Genomic DNA, 18,035 nt, shown 5'->3' with positions numbered 1-18,035 from the left:
AAAATAAAAAAGCAGACATTTCGTCTGCTTTAATTCTCCTCAATTTGCTTTTCACTTAATCCTAGATGTGTTCTAAGAGTATTACTCAAACTCTGTAGATCTTTTTTATTAGGATTATAATAATATACACGTTGCCCGTTTGGGCCATTAGGTAAGTATAAATCATCACCAGCTAATTGTATTTTTTCAACTGAACCGTTTAAACCGTATTTATAAAAAGATAAAATATCATCCATTACTAAATTTGTTTTAAAATCACCATCAACCGCCTCAACTATTTTTTCTAGCTTCGTAATCGATCCTACACTTTTTAATTTACTTAAAATCGCTTCAATAACAAGTTGTTGGCGCTGTCCTCTCATTGCATCACTATCAATATGGCGCGTTCTTGCTAGTGCAAGTGCTTCTTCCCCATTTAATTTTTGTAATCCTTTTTTCAAATGAATCGCATCAGGTTCATCTTTACTATTTTGCTCCGTAAATTCAACTGGGACATCCACTTCAATACCATCTAACCCATCAACAATTTTAGTAAAGGAACCAAAATTAAATTTCACAAAATAATCAACAGGCACCTGTAACAATTTTTCTACCGCTTCCACAGAAGCTTGCGGTCCTCCATCTTTACCATTTTTAACGAAACCACTTCCATATGCATGGGTTATTTTATCTTTTTTCTTTTCAACTGGAACATATGTATATGTATCACGCGGTATGCTTGTTAATTTCACTGTTTTATCGTCTTTATTAAAAGTCGCTAACAATAATGCATCTGTATGAAATGCACCATTATATTCCTTTTGTCGTTCTTGATTTTCATCAATTCCCATAATTAAAAGTGAAACATGATTTGCAATTGGCTTTACAGATTTCTCACGTAAATTGGATTTTTCACCTCGTGCTAAATTCAAATTAGATTTTTGTACAAGACTAGAAGTTTTCATATATACATAGGCTCCATAGCCAATTCCACCAAATAGTAATACCGCCAGTAGTAAACTTATTATCTTTTTCTTTTTATATTTTTGCTTATTTTTCTCTTCTCTTAAAGATGAATGATTCCCCATTTACTCTCCTCCTGTTTCTATTGATCCAATATGTTTTTCATTTTTTCATATTTAGCGCTATCCTTTTGAAACATACTTTCTTTCAATCCCTTATCTATTTGTATCCATTCAGTCGTAACTGAATATTGAATCAAGCCTTCTTGAAAACTAAGAAATTTCAACATAATCCCTGTATTTTTCTCCACAACCATTTCGAATTTCCCTCTTAAATCTTCAGAGGTGCTAACAGGCATCTCTATGTTTATAACTCCTTCAATTTTGTAACAATCTAATCCAAGATATTTCGTTTCTTTATAATTCCAATCTTTATATCGAATTAATAAATCTGCGAATTCTGATTGAATACTATATTTAGCTAGCCCTACATATTCATCATCATATCTCTTTTTCTCATCTGATTTTCTCACTAACCTTTCCGTAGGATTTAATTTTAATAGTTCATTGTTTCTTTCTTTCGGGTTCCATTTTGTCTCTTTATAGGTATACTTCTCATCATCAAACTCTTTTTTCTTGCCCTCGTTATATATAATTGTTCGTTTTTTGGCTAGTTTATCTTCTTTCGAAGAGATACCTCTTTGTTTCTCCGTATCAATCGCATACTTATATGTTGTAGCAATTCTTGATGAGCTAGAATATTCCTCAAATTGTCCTGAAATATTTTTAAAATAATCAATAGAATCTAGCATTTTTTGATGAATCTTTTCTTTCTCTGGATAATGTACATTCGATTTTATTTCTTCTTCATTTTCATAATCAGAAAACGCTTTTTTCTTTACATATTCAAATACTCCACCATTTTGCGCAAAACTTTGTATAGAAAACTCAGACATAGATACCACTGAAAGTATACAAACCGCTGCACTAATTATCATCATATGAATTTTGTAACTCTTCTTTTTTACCTTAAGATTATGTAGCGTACCATTAATCTTTTCATTTAACTCTGGAGGTACTATAACATTTTCATCTTTTATTCTCTTTTTTAATTTCTCATCAAATAATTTTTCATTATCCATCCTTTACACCCCCTATTCCATCTTTAATCGTTTTTGTAGTTGTTCCCTCGCGCGTGATAATCTTGATTTCACTGTTCCTTTCGGTATTTCTAACAGCTTTGCTATACTCTCTTGATTCATGTCTTCATAGTAATAAAGCACCGTAACAGCTCTTAATTCTTCATGTAACGATTGAATCGCATTACACAAATCTATATCTTCATACTGATCACACGCACTCATATTGTAATCATTCTCTTCTGTCACAATTACATTTTTATACGCTCTAATAATATTGTTACACTCATTTATTAGTATTCGAATTAACCAAGTTTGAAAAAATTCTTCTTTTTTTAATTTTTTTATATTTTCATAGGCTTTTAAAATTGTTGTCTGTATCGCATCCTCTATATTTGTCTCATCACGTAACATCGCCTTTGCTATTCGATACATCTTCACTTTTTCTGTATGTATAAGCGCTATAAAGGCTTCATGATCACCTTTTTTCGCTAAAGAAACATCCGTTTCTTCTTTTATAACCATTTTATATAAAGGGATTACTTTCACAATCGCTCCTCCTGCTTCATCCTCACTTCATCACTTCCAATTTAACTTTACATGTATTAGACGTATGAACCTAGAAAAAGGTTCACTTTTTTGAATATTTTTGTAATTAAAAAGATAAATATCCTTTATAAGGATGCAATAAACATACTAGTTTAAATTTACAAATAAAAAAAGCCCACTTTCTCAGTGGACTTTCTACTCTATAACGGTAAATCCCTCTTCCTAAATACTACAATCGCTACGATAAAAATACAAAGCGCTACAGCAGTTAAACCTATGCTTACCGGCCATATATTATATGATCCTTCAGCAATTTCTTTCGGACGAAACAGCGTGAATAATGATAGGTTTTTCATCCATTCTAACTTATCACTTAACTTCCCTACCATATCCAATAAGAAAAATAAGATAGTTAAACTCGCTGAATAACTTAGTGCTTTTCTTTCGTCATTACATATACAAGAAAAGAAAAATGAATACGCACTAACGACTAAAAATATGAGCCCTCCGACTACATTTATCTTCAAAAATAACTCCTTATTTAAGTTATTATCTTGTAAAAACCATTCTGCACCTACTAACCCAGCTACATACGTAACAGATACAATAATCAGAAGTCCCAATATGAGAACAGCAGCTTGTGTAATCGCAATTTGCACTCTAGATACAGGTGTTGCTAGCATGTATGCCATTGCTCCTTTATCTACATGACGAGCAATTAAATGTGTCGCAACTGTTACACAAAAAATTGTTAAAATGATAATAAACAATAAACTATAGTATTCGCCCGCTAGAAAATCCATTACGTTTTGAATCGGACTTTCCATACCAACGATTTTTTTCACACTATCAGGCATGGCACCTATTAATTCATTTAGCCCTTTCGCTGATACCATTGACGGGAATATCCAAATTAATAACCACAGATATAAAGCTGCACCAGACGCATAACTCAAAATACTTTTTTGTGTTTCTTTCAAACTAGCTAAAAATAATTGCTTATTCATGCGTTATCCCTTCTTTCTTATCGTAATAATGCATAAATAAATGTTCTAAATCCATCGCTCTCGTTTGAAGTGCCGTTACATTGTAGTTTGAAAGTGTTTGTAAAACAGTTTGATAGTTTCCTTGTACAATGATAGATGCCTCTCTGCCTTTTACCGCTTCAAATTGCAAATTACACTTTGTAAGAGACTCAATCTCTTCTTGTGATGATACTGTTACATCTATCACTTGTCTTCTCATACTTTGTAAATCGTGAATATTTTCAACCGTTACGAGTCGACCATCTTTAATAATAGCTACTCTGTCACAAGTTCTCTCAATTTCAGTGAAAATATGCGAAGACATAAGAATTGTTTTTCCTCTTTGCTTTTCCTCTAATATTAAATCTATAAACACTTGCTGCATAAGTGGATCAAGTCCAGATGTTGGTTCATCTAAAATTAACACCTCTGGATCGTGCATAAATGCAGCGACTATCCCTACTTTTTGCTTCATTCCTTTAGACATTTTGCGAATCGGTGTTTTCACATCAAATTGCAGACGCTCTATCAGTTCATCTCGTCTTTTCGTATCCTTTAATCCACGCATTCCTTGCATTAATTTTAAAAACTCTAATCCGTTCATTCCTTCAATAAAAGAAATTTCACCCGGTAGATAACCAACTTCCCTTTGAATTTTCGCTGCTTCATTCCAACAATCTAATCCGAAAATTGTCGCTTTACCAGCTGTCGGTTTTATAAATCCCATTAAATTACGAATCGTCGTTGATTTTCCGGCACCATTCGGTCCTAAATAACCAAATACTTCTCCCTCTTTTACATCAAATGTAATATGAAACAAACCTTTTCCATTCGAAAACTGTTTTGTGACATCTTGAACTGAAATCATAATTCCACCTCATTTTTTGAAATATTTAATATGTGATATTTCAAAATTATTGTACTCCTCATCTTTCATATTCGCAACAACTTTTTGAAATATTTATCAGTCCATATTTCAAAATTATTGTTTTCCATTATTTTTTCTTGTATATTTTAAGTGAGGTGATTGCATTGAACGGCTTTGAAAGAGTAAAAGAAAAGAAAAAGCGTGCCATTAAAGAAGCAGCATTCTTATTATTTTCAGAACGTGGATTTAATGAAGTGAAAATAGAACATATCGCAAAAGAAGCAAACGTTTCTCAAGTTACAATTTATAATCATTTCGGAAGTAAAGATGCGTTATTTAGGGAGCTTATACAAGAATTTATCATATCTGAATTTCAATATTATAAAGAGCTTGCAGAAGAAAAATTACCTTTTCATGATATGATGCAAAAAATGATTGTAAGAAAAATGAATACTGGCGGATTATTTCAACCTGATATGTTACTACAAATGATGCAAAGGGACGAAGAACTCCGTAAGTTTATTTATAGTTATCAAAATGAAAAAATCCTACCCTGGTATTTAGAAATATTAGAACGAGCTCAGCGCAAAAACGAAATTAATCCACACCTTACTAAAGAAATGATGTTACTTTACATTCAAATGTTTACAAAATTAGGTGATGAATTTGGAGCACAACTTCTTGAAGGAGATCGGGAAAAACATATAAAAGATATCGTTACGATGTTCTTCTATGGTCTTTCTGTTCCACAAAAGTAATTTTTCTAAAGAACAAATAAAATCACCAAAAAGCCCTTTGGATATTTAAATCGCAAGGGCTTTTTCATATCAAAAAATGACTAAAACTAACTTTATCTTAAAGAAGTTAAATGCTGCTTTATAGATAACACCTTATTATAGATTAACTCTTTTAGCATCACAGGCTGAATTGAAATAATCGTTTCACCAAAATTTAGAAAATAACTTGAAATAAACTCAACTTCTTGCTTGTTAAAATAGCCTGTTATACTATAATTTTCATTTTCCTTTTGCATCCTCATGGAAGGATAATTCTCTTTATCAAAAATATCCTTTCCTTTTTGATTAACAATGACGCTAAAATCAATTGCATCAGGTTTTCTGTGAAAGTTTGTAAGATAACTTAATAGTTCTTCAAGATTTTTTGAATTCGTGTTGCTTGTTTCCTCAATAGAAAGAATTTTATCACATCTAATTATTTGAACACCATTTGTCTCAAAATTAAAGATTTTAGCATACCACTGGCCAAATTTAGATTCGATTCGAATAAATTGGGCGACCAATACTTTCTCCTCATCTTTTTTTAAATATGTTAAATAATAAACTCGCTCAGCAAAAATCCCCTGTAAAATTTCTTTTAAGAACGGACTAAAATTACTATGATTTGTTACTTCAAAGGAAAGCGTTCGTTCCATAATTGAAATATTTTTACTCACATTATCAGGTAATACATGTTTAAATTTATTTTCAAGCGCAATACTTTCTACATTAAATGGTTTTGTCTTGTATCCATTTAGCGTAAGAATCGAAAAGTATAACGCATACATTTCATCCACACTAAAATAAATTGGCGATAACACACTATTTTCTATAATTTTATAACTTCCATTTCTACCTAGTTCAGAATATATGGGTACACCTATTTCTTCCAATGATTGAATATCTCGTAAAGCTGTACTTTTAGAAATATCATATCTAACCATTAAATCTTTTAAATTAAAATTTCTTTTATTATTTAAGAAAATAAGCATATCATTTATTCGTTCCGTTTTTTTCATATTTACCTCCCGAAAGGTGTCATGTATTGAAACCTTTTTAGTCTATATTATAATTATTAACTAATAAAGGAGTTGTGAATTTATGACATTAGAAATAGCTATTTTTGTCTCAATGAATGGGCAAGCAAAGGAGGCAATTAACTTTTATACACGTAATTTAGAAGCCAAAAAATTAATGGTTGTTACGTATGAAGAACTGGCGAAAAGAGATCGTTCTTTTAAAATTACAAGTGAAAATAAAGAACATATTGCTCACTCTGTTTTACAAATTGGGAATACAAAGCTAATGATAGCAGAAGATACAATGAATACTAATGAACGTTATAACGTTGGAAATAACATGTCACTTTGCATTCAAAGCGCTAATTTAGAAGAAATACAAAGGTTTTATAATAATTTAATTTCCGATAAGCATGTGAAAATAATCTCTCCGCTAGAAAAAAATATATTTAGTGAAGCATATGGTATTATTGAAGATCCTTATGGCATACAAATCCAATTAATGTATGATAAACGACTAAACTAAACTAAATAATTAATCATATTCACATATTCCTAATAAAAAAGACACGAATTTCGTGTCTTTTTATTTTATAGAAATGACTCTACCTTTTTCACTGCTTTCAATCGCTAATTGAATCAGTTTAATAACATCTAAACCTTCTTTTGCTGTTACAGGTAGTTTCTCACCATTTAATATACTATCTCGCACACCTTTATAATAATTGTCATAACAACCGACTTCTGTTGGAATACGCTCTAAGTTTTCTTCTGTTTCTAAAGTAGCAAAATTCTCTTCATCGTCTACTCCATAACCGTTATCACCTGGCTTCATTCCATTTTTTAATTGCTCTTCCTGCGAATCCATACCGTACTTCACGATAGAACCTTTCTCTCCATGCACTATAAAATGCGGTCCAGCTTTTTTCACATAACTGCTACTACGTAAAATGACACGTTTAACTCCGTAATGAAGTACTATGTGGAAATAATCATCCACCTCTGCACCTGGTCGTTGTTTTATTACATCTGCACTTATCGCATCTGGTTTCCCGAATATTGATAACGCTTGGTCAATTAAATGCGACCCTAAATCGTATAATATACCGGAGCCTGGTAGATTTTTTTCTCTCCATCGATCACGTACATGTGGACGGAAACGATCAAAATTCGATTCATATGCGTATACATTCCCTACTCTGTTTTCTCCTAACAATTTCTTAATTGTTAAGAAATCATTATCAAAACGACGATTATGATATACGCTTAACATTACATTATGCTGCTCTGCTAATGAAATAAGCTTTTCCCCTTCTTCAATTGAGACAACAAATGGTTTTTCTACAACAACATGCTTACCGTTTAAAATTGCTTCTTTTACATATGGAAAATGAGTTGTATTAGGTGATGTAATAACAACTAAGTCAACATCAGCTCGCTTCACCAATTCATCAATTGTACTAACAACATTAGCATTTGGTAATGTTTCTTTTACTACCTCTTCTTTTGAGGATAATACAGCACGAATATCATATTCTTCTATCGTTTGTAATAGTGGGATATGAAATGTCGTACTAGAAAAACCAAATCCTACAATCCCTACACCTATTTTTTTCATGTTGCCCCTCCATTTGTCCCGCTTTAACAGGCAGTAAGATTCCTAACCAAAAATTCAGCGAAAGCTAAGGAATTAGGTGAGAAATCAACTGCTTGTTAAAGCCCGATTGGTTCAACTAATAATCAGTGTGGATAAAGAAAATCCCCATTGATTAAAGTTTCACTTTATGAGAACGATTTCATTCAGTTATTATAACAAGATTATTATTATTTACATAATAAATTGCCTAGAAAAAAGCATCTTGCTATTATTCATAGCAAGATGCCCTCTTTATTCTGGTCTTTTCTTCGTCCACGTTTCTACTACTTCACCAGTATCATTAACATCTAGCACTAGGCTACCATTACTATACCGGTCTTTATTTCGATACGCTTTCGGATCAATCTCTTCTACAATGTTTTTCTCTGTCTTCATGTAAACTAATTCATCGTCCCGAACAATTTCAATACCGACAATGCGGTACGGATTACGTTTTAATTCTTTGAAAATAACAAGACCTCGTTTGGCCCTCGTTGATTTTTCAATTTCTGATGCTTTTAGACGTTTTACAGCACCGCGCTGTGTTACGAGAATAAGTTGATCTTTGTCACCATTTAACGGTTTACCAGAAGCGACATAGTCATCTTCTTTTAAATTAATTGCTTTCACGCCAGCAGCTCTTACACCGACTGGACTTACTTCATCTTCATGGAAAATAAGTGCATATGCACCGTGTGTAGCAAGAACGATATCACTCGTTCCATCTGTCGCAAATATATCGACAACTTCATCATCTTTTTTCAAGTTTACAGCAACGAATGCCCTTGAATAACGCTGAACTTTATATTGATTTAATTCTGTTTTCTTTATCATACCATTTCTTGTTACAAATACGATAAATCGTTTTTCTTCCTCAAAGTTCGGTACAACCGTTGCCCAAATGATTGTTTCATCCCGGTCGAGTGAAACGATATTAGCAACGTGCTGACCTAAATCTTTCCAACGGATATCTGGCATTTCGTATACTGGCAGATATATATAGTTGCCTTTATTCGTAAATAAGAGGACTGTCTCTGTCGTATTCGTATCGAATCGTTCAAGTAAGATGTCACCCTCTTTCATACCGAAGTCTTTGCCATTTGAGGCATTATGTGAGCGCCATCCAGTACGTTTCACATATCCTTCTTTCGTTACAGTAACGATGACATCTTCTTGTGGGATCATCACTTCTACATCGATTTTAATTTCCTCGATTTGATCTTCAATAATTGCGCGTCGATCATCACTATATGTTTTCTTAACTCTCTTTAAATCTGTTTTAATTACTTGAAGTAATCTTTTTTCACTTTGTAAAATTGCCTGTAGCTCAATAATTTTCTTATTAAGCTCATCTGCTTCTTCTTGTAACGCCGTAATGTCTGTATTCGTTAAGCGATATAATTGCAAGGAAACAATTGCTTCTGCCTGTGCTTCTGTAAAGCCAAATTTTGCACTTAAATTATCTTTCGCGTTACGTTTATCTTTTGAAGCTCGAATTGTTTCAATTACTTGGTCTAAAATCGATAACGCTTTCTTTAAACCTTCTACAATATGTTGACGATTTTCTGCTTTTCTTAATTCATATTGCGAACGTCTCGTAATAACCTCTTTTTGATGTCCAATATAAGCATCTAAAATTTTCGGTAATGTCATAAGTGTTGGACGACGATTATTGATCGCTACCATATTAAAGTTATATGGAATTTGCAAATCTGTATTTTTATATAAATAATTTAAAATACCTTCGGCGTTTGCTTCTTTCTTTAATTCAACAACAATTCGTAAACCAGTACGATCTGTCTCATCACGCACTTCAGCAATACCATCTAACTTTTTATCTAGACGTAATTCATCCATTTTCTTTACAAGATTTGCCTTATTCACTTCGTAAGGAATTTCAGTGATTACAATTTGTTGTTTCCCACCGCGCACTGTTTCAACTTCTGCTTTTCCGCGAATAATAATTTTACCTTTACCTGTTTCATACGCCTTTTTAATACCATCAATCCCCTGAATAATACCGCCTGTTGGGAAATCTGGTCCTTTCATAACTGTTAATAAATCATCAACAGTACTATTTGGCTTATCAATACGCATCATTGTAGCATCAATAACTTCTCCAAGATGATGCGGAGGAATTTCTGTTGCATAACCAGCGGAAATCCCTGTAGATCCGTTCACTAATAAATTCGGGAACGCTGCTGGTAATACAACCGGTTCTTCACTCGTATCATCAAAGTTTGACACGAATTCAACTGTTTCTTTATCAAGATCACGTAATAATTCAGATGCGATTGGTGATAAACGAGCTTCCGTATAACGCATCGCTGCCGCTGGGTCCCCATCAACACTACCGTTATTACCATGCATTTCAACTAAAACATTACGTACTTTCCAAGTTTGGCTTAAGCGTACCATTGCTTCATATACAGAGGAATCTCCATGTGGATGATAATTACCGATAACATTACCTACTGTTTTAGCTGATTTACGAAACGCTTTATCATGTACATTACCTTCTACATACATAGAATATAAAATACGTCTTTGTACTGGCTTTAAGCCATCACGTGCATCTGGAAGTGCACGATCTTGAATAATATATTTACTATAACGTGCAAAGCGATCACCTAACACGTCTTCAAGCGGGAGGTCATGAAACTTCTCTGCTTGCATGTTATTCCACCTCCGTCTCCATAATCATTTCATTTTCTAAAATATTTCCTTCTTCTTGCATACCAAACTGTACATTACGTTCAATCCATTTACGGCGCGGTTCTACTTTATCGCCCATTAATGTGGTAACGCGACGCTCTGCTCTTGCTGCATCATCAATTTTCACGCGAATTAATGTACGCGTTTCAGGATTCATTGTTGTTTCCCATAATTGATCCGCATTCATTTCACCAAGTCCTTTATAACGTTGTAACATATAGCCTTTTCCAACTTTTTTCGTTACACCGTCTAATTCCTCATCTGACCAAGCGTATTCAATTACCTCACTCTTACCTTTTCCTTTACTTACTTTGTATAAAGGAGGAAGTGCGATAAACACTTTACCAGCTTCGATAAGTGGCTTCATATATCTGTAGAAGAACGTTAATAACAATACTTGAATATGAGCCCCATCCGTATCGGCATCGGTCATAATTACAACTTTATCGTAGTTAATATCTTCAACATCAAATTCATTTCCTACACCGCCGCCAATCGCATAAATGATTGTATTAATCTCTTCATTTTTAAAGATATCAGCAAGCTTTGCTTTTTCTGTATTAATTACTTTACCACGTAACGGTAATACGGCCTGGAAACGTCGGTCTCGTCCTTGTTTCGCAGAACCACCGGCAGAGTCACCCTCTACTAGGTACAGTTCATTTTTTTGCGGGTTACGTGATTGTGCAGGTGTTAATTTCCCGCTTAACGTACCTTCTGATTTTTTCTTTTTCTTACCACTACGCGCTTCTTCTCTTGCTTTACGGGCTGCTTCACGGGCTTGTGCTGCTTTAATTGCTTTTCTCACAAGAAGTGTAGCTACATCAGGATTTTCTTCTAAAAAGTATGCTAAATGCTCAGATACAATGGCATCAATTGAAGAACGCGCTTCACTTGTACCTAGTTTCCCTTTCGTTTGCCCTTCAAACTGAAGCACTTCTTCTGGTACACGTACCGAAACGATAGCCGCTACACCTTCACGAATATCTGTGCCTTCTAAGTTTTTATCTTTTTCTTTTAATAGTGCTACTTTACGAGCATACTCGTTAAACACACGCGTCATCGCTGTTTTAAATCCAGCTTCGTGTGTTCCACCATCTTTTGTACGTACGTTATTTACAAACGATAAAATGTTTTCTGAGTAGCCATCGTTAAATTGAAATGCTAGTTCTGCTTCAATTCCATTTTGTTCACCAGTGAAATATACAACTGGATGAATGGAATCTTTTTCTTCGTTTAAATATGAAACGAAAGCTTCAATTCCCGTTTCATAATGAAATACATCCTCTAAATCATTTCGTTCATCTTTTATTGAGATTTTCATTCCTTTTAATAAGAATGCAGATTCACGTAATCTCTCACATAATGTTTCATAATTATAATTTGTTGTGCTGAAAATCGTTGTATCTGGTTTGAAATGCATCGTAGTACCAGACTCTTTCGTCTTCCCGATTTTCTCAAGCGTCGTTACAGGAACACCGCCATTTTCAAAGCGTTGTTCGTAAATATTTCCGTCACGCTTAATCGTTACGACTAACCATTCTGATAAGGCATTTACAACCGATGCCCCAACACCGTGCAAACCACCACTCGTTTTGTAACCACCTTGACCAAACTTACCACCGGCATGAAGTACAGTTAAAATAACTTCAGGTGTAGGTTTCCCAAGTTTATGCATTCCCGTAGGCATTCCTCGCCCTTTATCTATAACGCTAATACTATTATCTTTATGTATTACGACTGAAATTTCGTCGCCAAATCCCGCTAACGCTTCGTCAACGGAGTTATCTACTATTTCATATACTAAATGATGCAATCCACGGCTGTCCGTGCTCCCGATATACATACCCGGGCGTTTTCGAACGGCTTCAAGTCCTTCTAACACTTGAATCGCATCTTCATTATATTGGAACTGATGCTTCGCCAAACTCCTTGCCCCTTTCCTAATCCAAAATCAGAACATATGTTTCTATTATAGAATAACGCCTCGACTATAGTTTTGGCAAGTTATCTTATCTCTTTTATATACCATTTTCAATAGAAAAATCCTTGTTTTCTCACAAGGATTCCTCTAGGCTACTATTTCAGAAAAATAATCGTTTGTCAACGAGAAATGGATATGTATTCCAAGATTACACATTCCAAACCTTTATTATGATCCAAATGATCAAGATCCAAAATGGGATTACAAATAACAATCCCCAAAAACAGCCTTTAAAAAATCTCATGATGAACACCTCGTTCATCGGCCCTACTTATCTATAATGAGGGCTGAATCAATCTTTCTACCTTTAAATCTATACTATTTTGTCATCGCATGTTCTACTTTAATACAACGATCCATTATTACAGTATAGTCTTTTTCTTTTAAAAGTTTATATGTATCCTCATCTTGTACTCCTAATTGTGCCCAAAAAACATCTGCATCAATCTCTACGAATTCTTTTGCAACATCCATTAAAAACTCTGAGCGACGAAATACATTTACTATGTCAACGTGTTCCTTAATATCCTTTAATGAAGAAACTGCCTTTTCTCCAAGCACCTCATCTACTGTTGGATTAACTGGAATAATGCGGTATCCAGCATCTTGCATTGCTTTTGAAACCATATACGATGTACGTTCTGGCTTATCTGATAATCCAACAACCGCAATTGTTTTGCTTTTCTTTAACACTTCACCAATTTCCGTACGAGTTGGGTTTTCAATTGTCATAATTAATCCCTCCTATTCCTTTAGTATAGCCGATAAAGAAAGTCTCTTTCAATATGAAAGAGACTTTCTTTTATTTCGATTATTGATTCTTTGTAGCTGAATTATCTGCTAAAGTAGCCGATTTCGTCATTTTTTGACCGTTACGGTAGAATGTAACTTCTACTTTCTCGCCTACTTTTTTCTTTTCATATAAATATTTACGGAATTGAAGAGCATTCTCTACTTTTTGATTATCTAATGCTACTACAATATCATATTGCTCTAAACCAGCTTTTTCAGCCGGTGATATTGGGTAAATTTTACCTAATACAACACCATTAGTTACTTCTTTCGGTACTTTCAATTGATTGACTGCATAAGCTTGCACGTCTTCTAATGAAACGACACCTACTCCAAGGGCTGGACGTTTCACTACTCCGTCTTTTTCAAGTGATTCAATAACTGGCTTTGCGATATTAATTGGAATAGCAAAACCAATTCCTTCAACTTCTTGTTGTGCAATTTTACTTGAGTTAATCCCAATTATTTCACCATTTTGGTTAAATAATGCACCACCACTGTTACCAGGGTTAATCGCTGCATCTGTTTGAATAACTTGTGCTTGCCAATCTGGTCGTTTATCGCCATCAATATCAACTGGAATTTCACGTTCTTTACTACTAATTATACCTTCCGTTACACTTCCATCAAACCCTAGTGGGTTACCGATTGCAATGGCTTTTTCACCCGCACGGATTTTACTAGAATCACCTAAAGTTGCAACTTTATTTACATTAGATCCATCAATTTCAACAACCGCTAAGTCTAACCAAGGGTCCTTACCAACTAATTTCGCATCAACTTGCTTTCCGTCGCTCAGCTTCACAGCAAGTTTATTTGCTCCATCCACTACATGGTTGTTTGTTACGATATATGCTTTATTCCCTGCTTTTTTATAAATAACACCTGATCCTGAACCAGCTTGTTGTTCTTGACCTGTCGGTTGCATTGCAAATGGATCAACACTTTGTTGCATATTAATAACACCTACAACAACATCTTTCGCCCCTTCAATCATACCAGGTAAATCAGTTTCATTTTTCGCTTTATTTACAACAGGAACTACAGTACCTTCTACTTTTGAATCCGAACTAAATGATGATACTGGCGCTCCATTATTTTGAGCCCATGGCATATATGGTGCTGCAAAACTAATCGAAACCGCTCCGACTACAGCCCCCACTAAACCTGTGAAGAAATAGCCTTTTTTACTACCTGATTTTCTCACTTCTCTCGTTTCACTATGCTCTTCATTTAAATTTGGTCCGTCGTAATATCCCATGTTTTATTTCCCCTCTCTGGTGAATTCGTATTTTCAGTATAGTCACGTTTTGTGTCCTTCTTGTGAACTCATCGTGAAATCTAATTAAAAAAATACTCCTATCTAACATTGTAGACAAAAAAAGTATTTTTTGTACATTCTACCTTCAAAAGAGAGTATAAAATCGCCATTTCCCTAGGCTAAATTACACAAATCGTTCTAGATTATTCTTCAAATTTATAACCAACTCGAATAACAGTACCGATATGCTTCGCTTTATCTCCTAGCTTATTTCGAAGTTTTTTAATATGGGTATCAACCGTTCTGTCATCACCGTAATAGTCATATCCCCATAACTGATCTAATAAATGTTGACGTGATAACACGATTCCTTTGTTCTCCATTAAATACACAAGAAGTTCAAATTCTTTATGTGTCAATATAATTTCTTCTCCATCTACTAAAACAGTTCTAGATAGACGATTTACTTCTATTCCAGCTAAAGACATAGCATTTTCTTCCGCTACTCCTACCGCACCATCCGCACGTTTCAATAACGTCTTTGCGCGAGCTACTAATACTTTCGGGCTAAATGGTTTCGTTACATACTCGTCTGCACCTAATTCGAAACCTAGCAATGTATCATCCTCATCCGAACGTGCTGTCAACATAATAATTGGTACTGCTGATTCTTTTCTAATTCTTCTACAAACAGACCATCCATCTATTTCCGGTAACATAATATCTAACATAATTAAATCAATTTCATGCTCTGCAAATAACTCTAACGCTTTTTTTCCATCTTCTGCTTCGATTACTTCAAAGCCTTCATTACGAAAATAATCACTAACAATTTCACGTAATCTTCTTTCATCTTCAACAAGCAATACTGTTTTGTTCATATAATCTATCCCGCCTTTTTACTCTTTCAATCGAATAATACGTTGATTGGAGCTTCCGCGAAATGGAAGTGTTAAATCTTTTTTCTCAATTTCAAACCTTCCATCGACTAAAACATCCCCATAATGTAACAACTCTATCATATCATTATTTTGAGAACTCTGTATCTCTTCTAACGTATAACCTGTATACATCCATAGGTTTTTTTTCAAATCTTTCACGATTTTTGCTACCTTTTTCACTTCAGCAGCTTGAAAAAATGGATCTCCACCTGAAAATGTTACATCAGTTAATGGATTACTTGCAATCTCTTTCACAATTTCTTCTACTGTCATTTCCGTTCCATTGCAAATATTCCACGATTTCGGATTATGGCAACCAACGCAACGATGCGGACAGCCCGCAAAAAACACGACTGTCCGCAATCCTTCTCCATCTACTACACTATCATGAATAATATTCATCACTTTCATTTATGTTTCACCCGATCTATCTCTTCACTACGTTTCGCACTATTCCACTTCGACATATCTCCTACAAGATAGCCTGTTATACGGCGAATTCTTTCTATATTAGCCTCATCTTTATTCCCGCAACTTGGACATTCATTCCCAATAACCCCGTGATAACTACAGCACTTACAACGGTCAACAGGATGATTAATTGAACCGTATCCAATGCCATGTTCTGCCATGGCTTGTACAATTTGTTTTAATGCCTTTTTGTTATGCATTGCTGCTCCATCTAGTTCAATATAAGTAATGTGTCCTCCATTACAGAGAGCATGGAACGGGCCTTCTAAACGGATTTTATTTATCGCTTGAATGTTATAATAAACTGGAATATGGAATGAATTCGTATAGTAATTATGGTTCGTTATACCGCTAATCACGCCAAATTCTTCTCTATCTTTTTTCACAAACTTTCCTGATAATCCTTCTGCTGGAGTTGCAATTACTGAGAAATTCAGTTGATGTTCTTCTGTCGCTTTATCCATTCTATCTCTCATAAAGGAAATAATTTCATACCCAAGTTTCCATGATTCTCCATCTTCCCCATGATGCTTTCCTGTTAAAGCTACTAAACATTCCGCAAGACCGATAAAACCAATACTTAACGTCCCTTGTTTTAAAATCGAGGCTACGGAGTCTTCAGGCTGCAACGTTTCTCCACCACGCCATACACCTTGTGAATATAAAAACTGAAAATCTCTTGCTCGCTTCGTACATTGATACGCATATCTTTCTAATAGCTGCTTAATTCCTAAATCTAAATAATAGTTTAGCGCTTCAAAAAACGCTTCTTTTGAACCACTAATTAACGCTAATTTCACTAAATTAATAGACGTAAATGATAAATTCCCTCTACCAATCGCTGTTTCTTCTCCATGTATATTAGACATAACACGGGTACGACATCCCATGTAACATACTTCACTTTCCGGTCTTCCATCATAATGCACTGCATTAAACGGAGCATCTAAAAATGAAAAGTTAGGGAATAATCGCTCTGCCGTTGTCTCTAATGCTAATTCAAATAAATCGTAGTTCGGATCACTTTCTTCAAAATTCACACCTTTTTTCATCTTGAAAATTTGAATCGGAAAAATCGGTGTCTCTCCTTTACCAAGTCCAGCTTGTGTCGCTTTTAAAAGTTGTTTAATTAACATTCTTCCTTCTTTTGATGTATCGGTTCCATAATTAATAGAAATAAACGGTACTTGTCCTCCGCCCCTACTATGCATACTATTCGAATTATGAACGAAAGCCTCACACGCTTGATACGTATCATTTTCCGTTTCTTTCCATGCAAATTCTTCTATTTGTTCTTTCGTAAGCGGATATGATTGTAATCGTTTTTTATGTCTCTCAATTGTTTTTCGTACATAAGGTGCTAAATCAATATCAAAGAGTGCAAACGATTGACCACCATGCTGCATATTTTGATTCGCTTGAAAAATAATAGACGAAAGAGCCAATGCACTTTTAATGTCTTGCGGTTGTCTCATATGTCCATGTCCAGTATGAAAACCGTTAGCAAGCATTTGTGCTAACGGAATTTGTGAACAAGTCGTCGTTCCTGTCGCATAAAAATCTAAATCATGTGGATATAATATATTTTCATTTATCGCTTTTTTCACTTGATCTGACAATAAATTCTCAACAGCATAATATTTTGCACTCTCAGATGCGAACGTTCCCATTACGCCCATTGGAGAGCGGCCGTCTACATTTGCATTTTCTTGCATTAAATCTTGTTCATTGCCGTGGACTATTGTCTCGAACACTTTCATTAATTCTTCTTCTCCACGTGTATTATTTTGTAACATTTATAACCCTCCACCAATATGTTGTTATCTTTTGATTAAAATGTTACTACATATAGTCTTACTGTTTCTGTGAGAAATGTAACATTACTGTGAAATTTTTTTCACGAAATAATGAATTTTTC

At 34.4% G+C, this 18,035-nt stretch carries 16 protein-coding genes; 2 read left to right on the top strand and 14 right to left on the bottom strand.

What is annotated here, in order from left to right; genetic code table 11:
• Positions 1 to 29: 29 nt before the first annotated feature.
• From ACTFR8_RS14755 to ACTFR8_RS14735, 5 genes are all read right to left on the bottom strand, one after another.
• The gene (locus ACTFR8_RS14755; RefSeq protein ID WP_000526726.1) at positions 30 to 1,067 is read right to left on the bottom strand and encodes an LCP family protein; all 1,038 of its coding nucleotides are present in this window, start codon (positions 1,065 to 1,067) and stop codon (positions 30 to 32) included.
• A 17-nt stretch (positions 1,068 to 1,084) separates the two neighbouring features.
• Complete coding sequence (locus tag ACTFR8_RS14750) at positions 1,085 to 2,083, bottom strand: hypothetical protein (RefSeq protein ID WP_000368245.1); 999 nt, start codon at positions 2,081 to 2,083, stop codon at positions 1,085 to 1,087.
• 12 nt (positions 2,084 to 2,095) lie between these two features.
• Positions 2,096 to 2,629, bottom strand: coding sequence for an RNA polymerase sigma factor (locus ACTFR8_RS14745; RefSeq protein ID WP_016111142.1), 534 nt, complete (start codon positions 2,627 to 2,629; stop codon positions 2,096 to 2,098).
• 200 nt (positions 2,630 to 2,829) lie between these two features.
• Positions 2,830 to 3,636, bottom strand: coding sequence for an ABC transporter permease subunit (locus ACTFR8_RS14740; RefSeq protein WP_001041438.1), 807 nt, complete (start codon positions 3,634 to 3,636; stop codon positions 2,830 to 2,832).
• Positions 3,629 to 4,522, bottom strand: a complete 894-nt coding sequence (locus ACTFR8_RS14735) for an ABC transporter ATP-binding protein (RefSeq protein ID WP_000626568.1) — start codon at positions 4,520 to 4,522, stop codon at positions 3,629 to 3,631. Before ACTFR8_RS14735 ends, ACTFR8_RS14740 begins: the two co-directional genes overlap by 8 nt.
• 155 nt (positions 4,523 to 4,677) lie before the next feature.
• Between ACTFR8_RS14735 and ACTFR8_RS14730 the strand changes: the two genes are divergently transcribed.
• The gene (locus ACTFR8_RS14730) at positions 4,678 to 5,280 is read left to right on the top strand and encodes a TetR/AcrR family transcriptional regulator (RefSeq protein WP_002005560.1); all 603 of its coding nucleotides are present in this window, start codon (positions 4,678 to 4,680) and stop codon (positions 5,278 to 5,280) included.
• A 92-nt stretch (positions 5,281 to 5,372) separates the two neighbouring features.
• On the opposite strand, the gene ACTFR8_RS14725 is transcribed toward ACTFR8_RS14730, so the two are convergent.
• Entirely contained in the window at positions 5,373 to 6,317 is a 945-nt protein-coding gene (locus ACTFR8_RS14725; RefSeq protein WP_098618786.1) for a helix-turn-helix transcriptional regulator, read from the bottom strand.
• An 82-nt stretch (positions 6,318 to 6,399) separates the two neighbouring features.
• Between ACTFR8_RS14725 and ACTFR8_RS14720 the strand changes: the two genes are divergently transcribed.
• Positions 6,400 to 6,843: a VOC family protein gene (locus tag ACTFR8_RS14720; protein ID WP_000171349.1), complete on the top strand. Its 444-nt coding sequence runs from the start codon at positions 6,400 to 6,402 to the stop codon at positions 6,841 to 6,843.
• 60 nt (positions 6,844 to 6,903) lie between these two features.
• On the opposite strand, the gene ACTFR8_RS14715 is transcribed toward ACTFR8_RS14720, so the two are convergent.
• The 8 genes from ACTFR8_RS14715 to ACTFR8_RS14680 form a co-directional block, all read right to left on the bottom strand.
• Positions 6,904 to 7,935 carry an oxidoreductase gene (locus ACTFR8_RS14715; RefSeq protein WP_000719773.1) on the bottom strand — a complete coding sequence of 344 codons (1,032 nt, stop codon included), beginning with the start codon at positions 7,933 to 7,935 and terminating at the stop codon, positions 6,904 to 6,906.
• A 270-nt stretch (positions 7,936 to 8,205) separates the two neighbouring features.
• Positions 8,206 to 10,629 (bottom strand): DNA topoisomerase IV subunit A, encoded by a 2,424-nt coding sequence (gene parC, locus ACTFR8_RS14710; RefSeq protein ID WP_001147463.1) that lies wholly within the window; start codon positions 10,627 to 10,629, stop codon positions 8,206 to 8,208.
• Position 10,630: 1 nt separating this feature from the next.
• Positions 10,631 to 12,595, bottom strand: coding sequence for a DNA topoisomerase IV subunit B (gene parE, locus ACTFR8_RS14705; RefSeq protein ID WP_001062202.1), 1,965 nt, complete (start codon positions 12,593 to 12,595; stop codon positions 10,631 to 10,633).
• A 375-nt stretch (positions 12,596 to 12,970) separates the two neighbouring features.
• Positions 12,971 to 13,384: a CoA-binding protein gene (locus ACTFR8_RS14700; RefSeq protein ID WP_000151390.1), complete on the bottom strand. Its 414-nt coding sequence runs from the start codon at positions 13,382 to 13,384 to the stop codon at positions 12,971 to 12,973.
• Between the two features lie 79 nt (positions 13,385 to 13,463).
• Positions 13,464 to 14,705: a S1C family serine protease gene (locus ACTFR8_RS14695; protein ID WP_030027123.1), complete on the bottom strand. Its 1,242-nt coding sequence runs from the start codon at positions 14,703 to 14,705 to the stop codon at positions 13,464 to 13,466.
• 203 nt (positions 14,706 to 14,908) lie between these two features.
• A complete protein-coding gene (locus ACTFR8_RS14690; RefSeq protein WP_001044679.1) occupies positions 14,909 to 15,586 on the bottom strand; it encodes a response regulator transcription factor in 678 nt (225 codons plus the stop codon).
• 18 nt (positions 15,587 to 15,604) lie between these two features.
• Positions 15,605 to 16,057 (bottom strand): anaerobic ribonucleoside-triphosphate reductase activating protein, encoded by a 453-nt coding sequence (gene nrdG / locus ACTFR8_RS14685; RefSeq protein WP_000867078.1) that lies wholly within the window; start codon positions 16,055 to 16,057, stop codon positions 15,605 to 15,607.
• Entirely contained in the window at positions 16,054 to 17,913 is a 1,860-nt protein-coding gene (locus ACTFR8_RS14680; protein ID WP_030027129.1) for an anaerobic ribonucleoside triphosphate reductase, read from the bottom strand. Before ACTFR8_RS14680 ends, nrdG begins: the two co-directional genes overlap by 4 nt.
• Positions 17,914 to 18,035 lie beyond the last annotated feature (122 nt).

Origin of the sequence: Bacillus cereus group sp. MYBK15-3, assembly GCF_051916765.1 — a bacterium.
In the GTDB taxonomy this organism is placed as follows: domain Bacteria; phylum Bacillota; class Bacilli; order Bacillales; family Bacillaceae_G; genus Bacillus_A; species Bacillus_A cereus.
The sequence above is the reverse complement of the archived record's forward strand: the minus strand, read 5'-3'. Positions and strand labels throughout refer to the sequence as shown.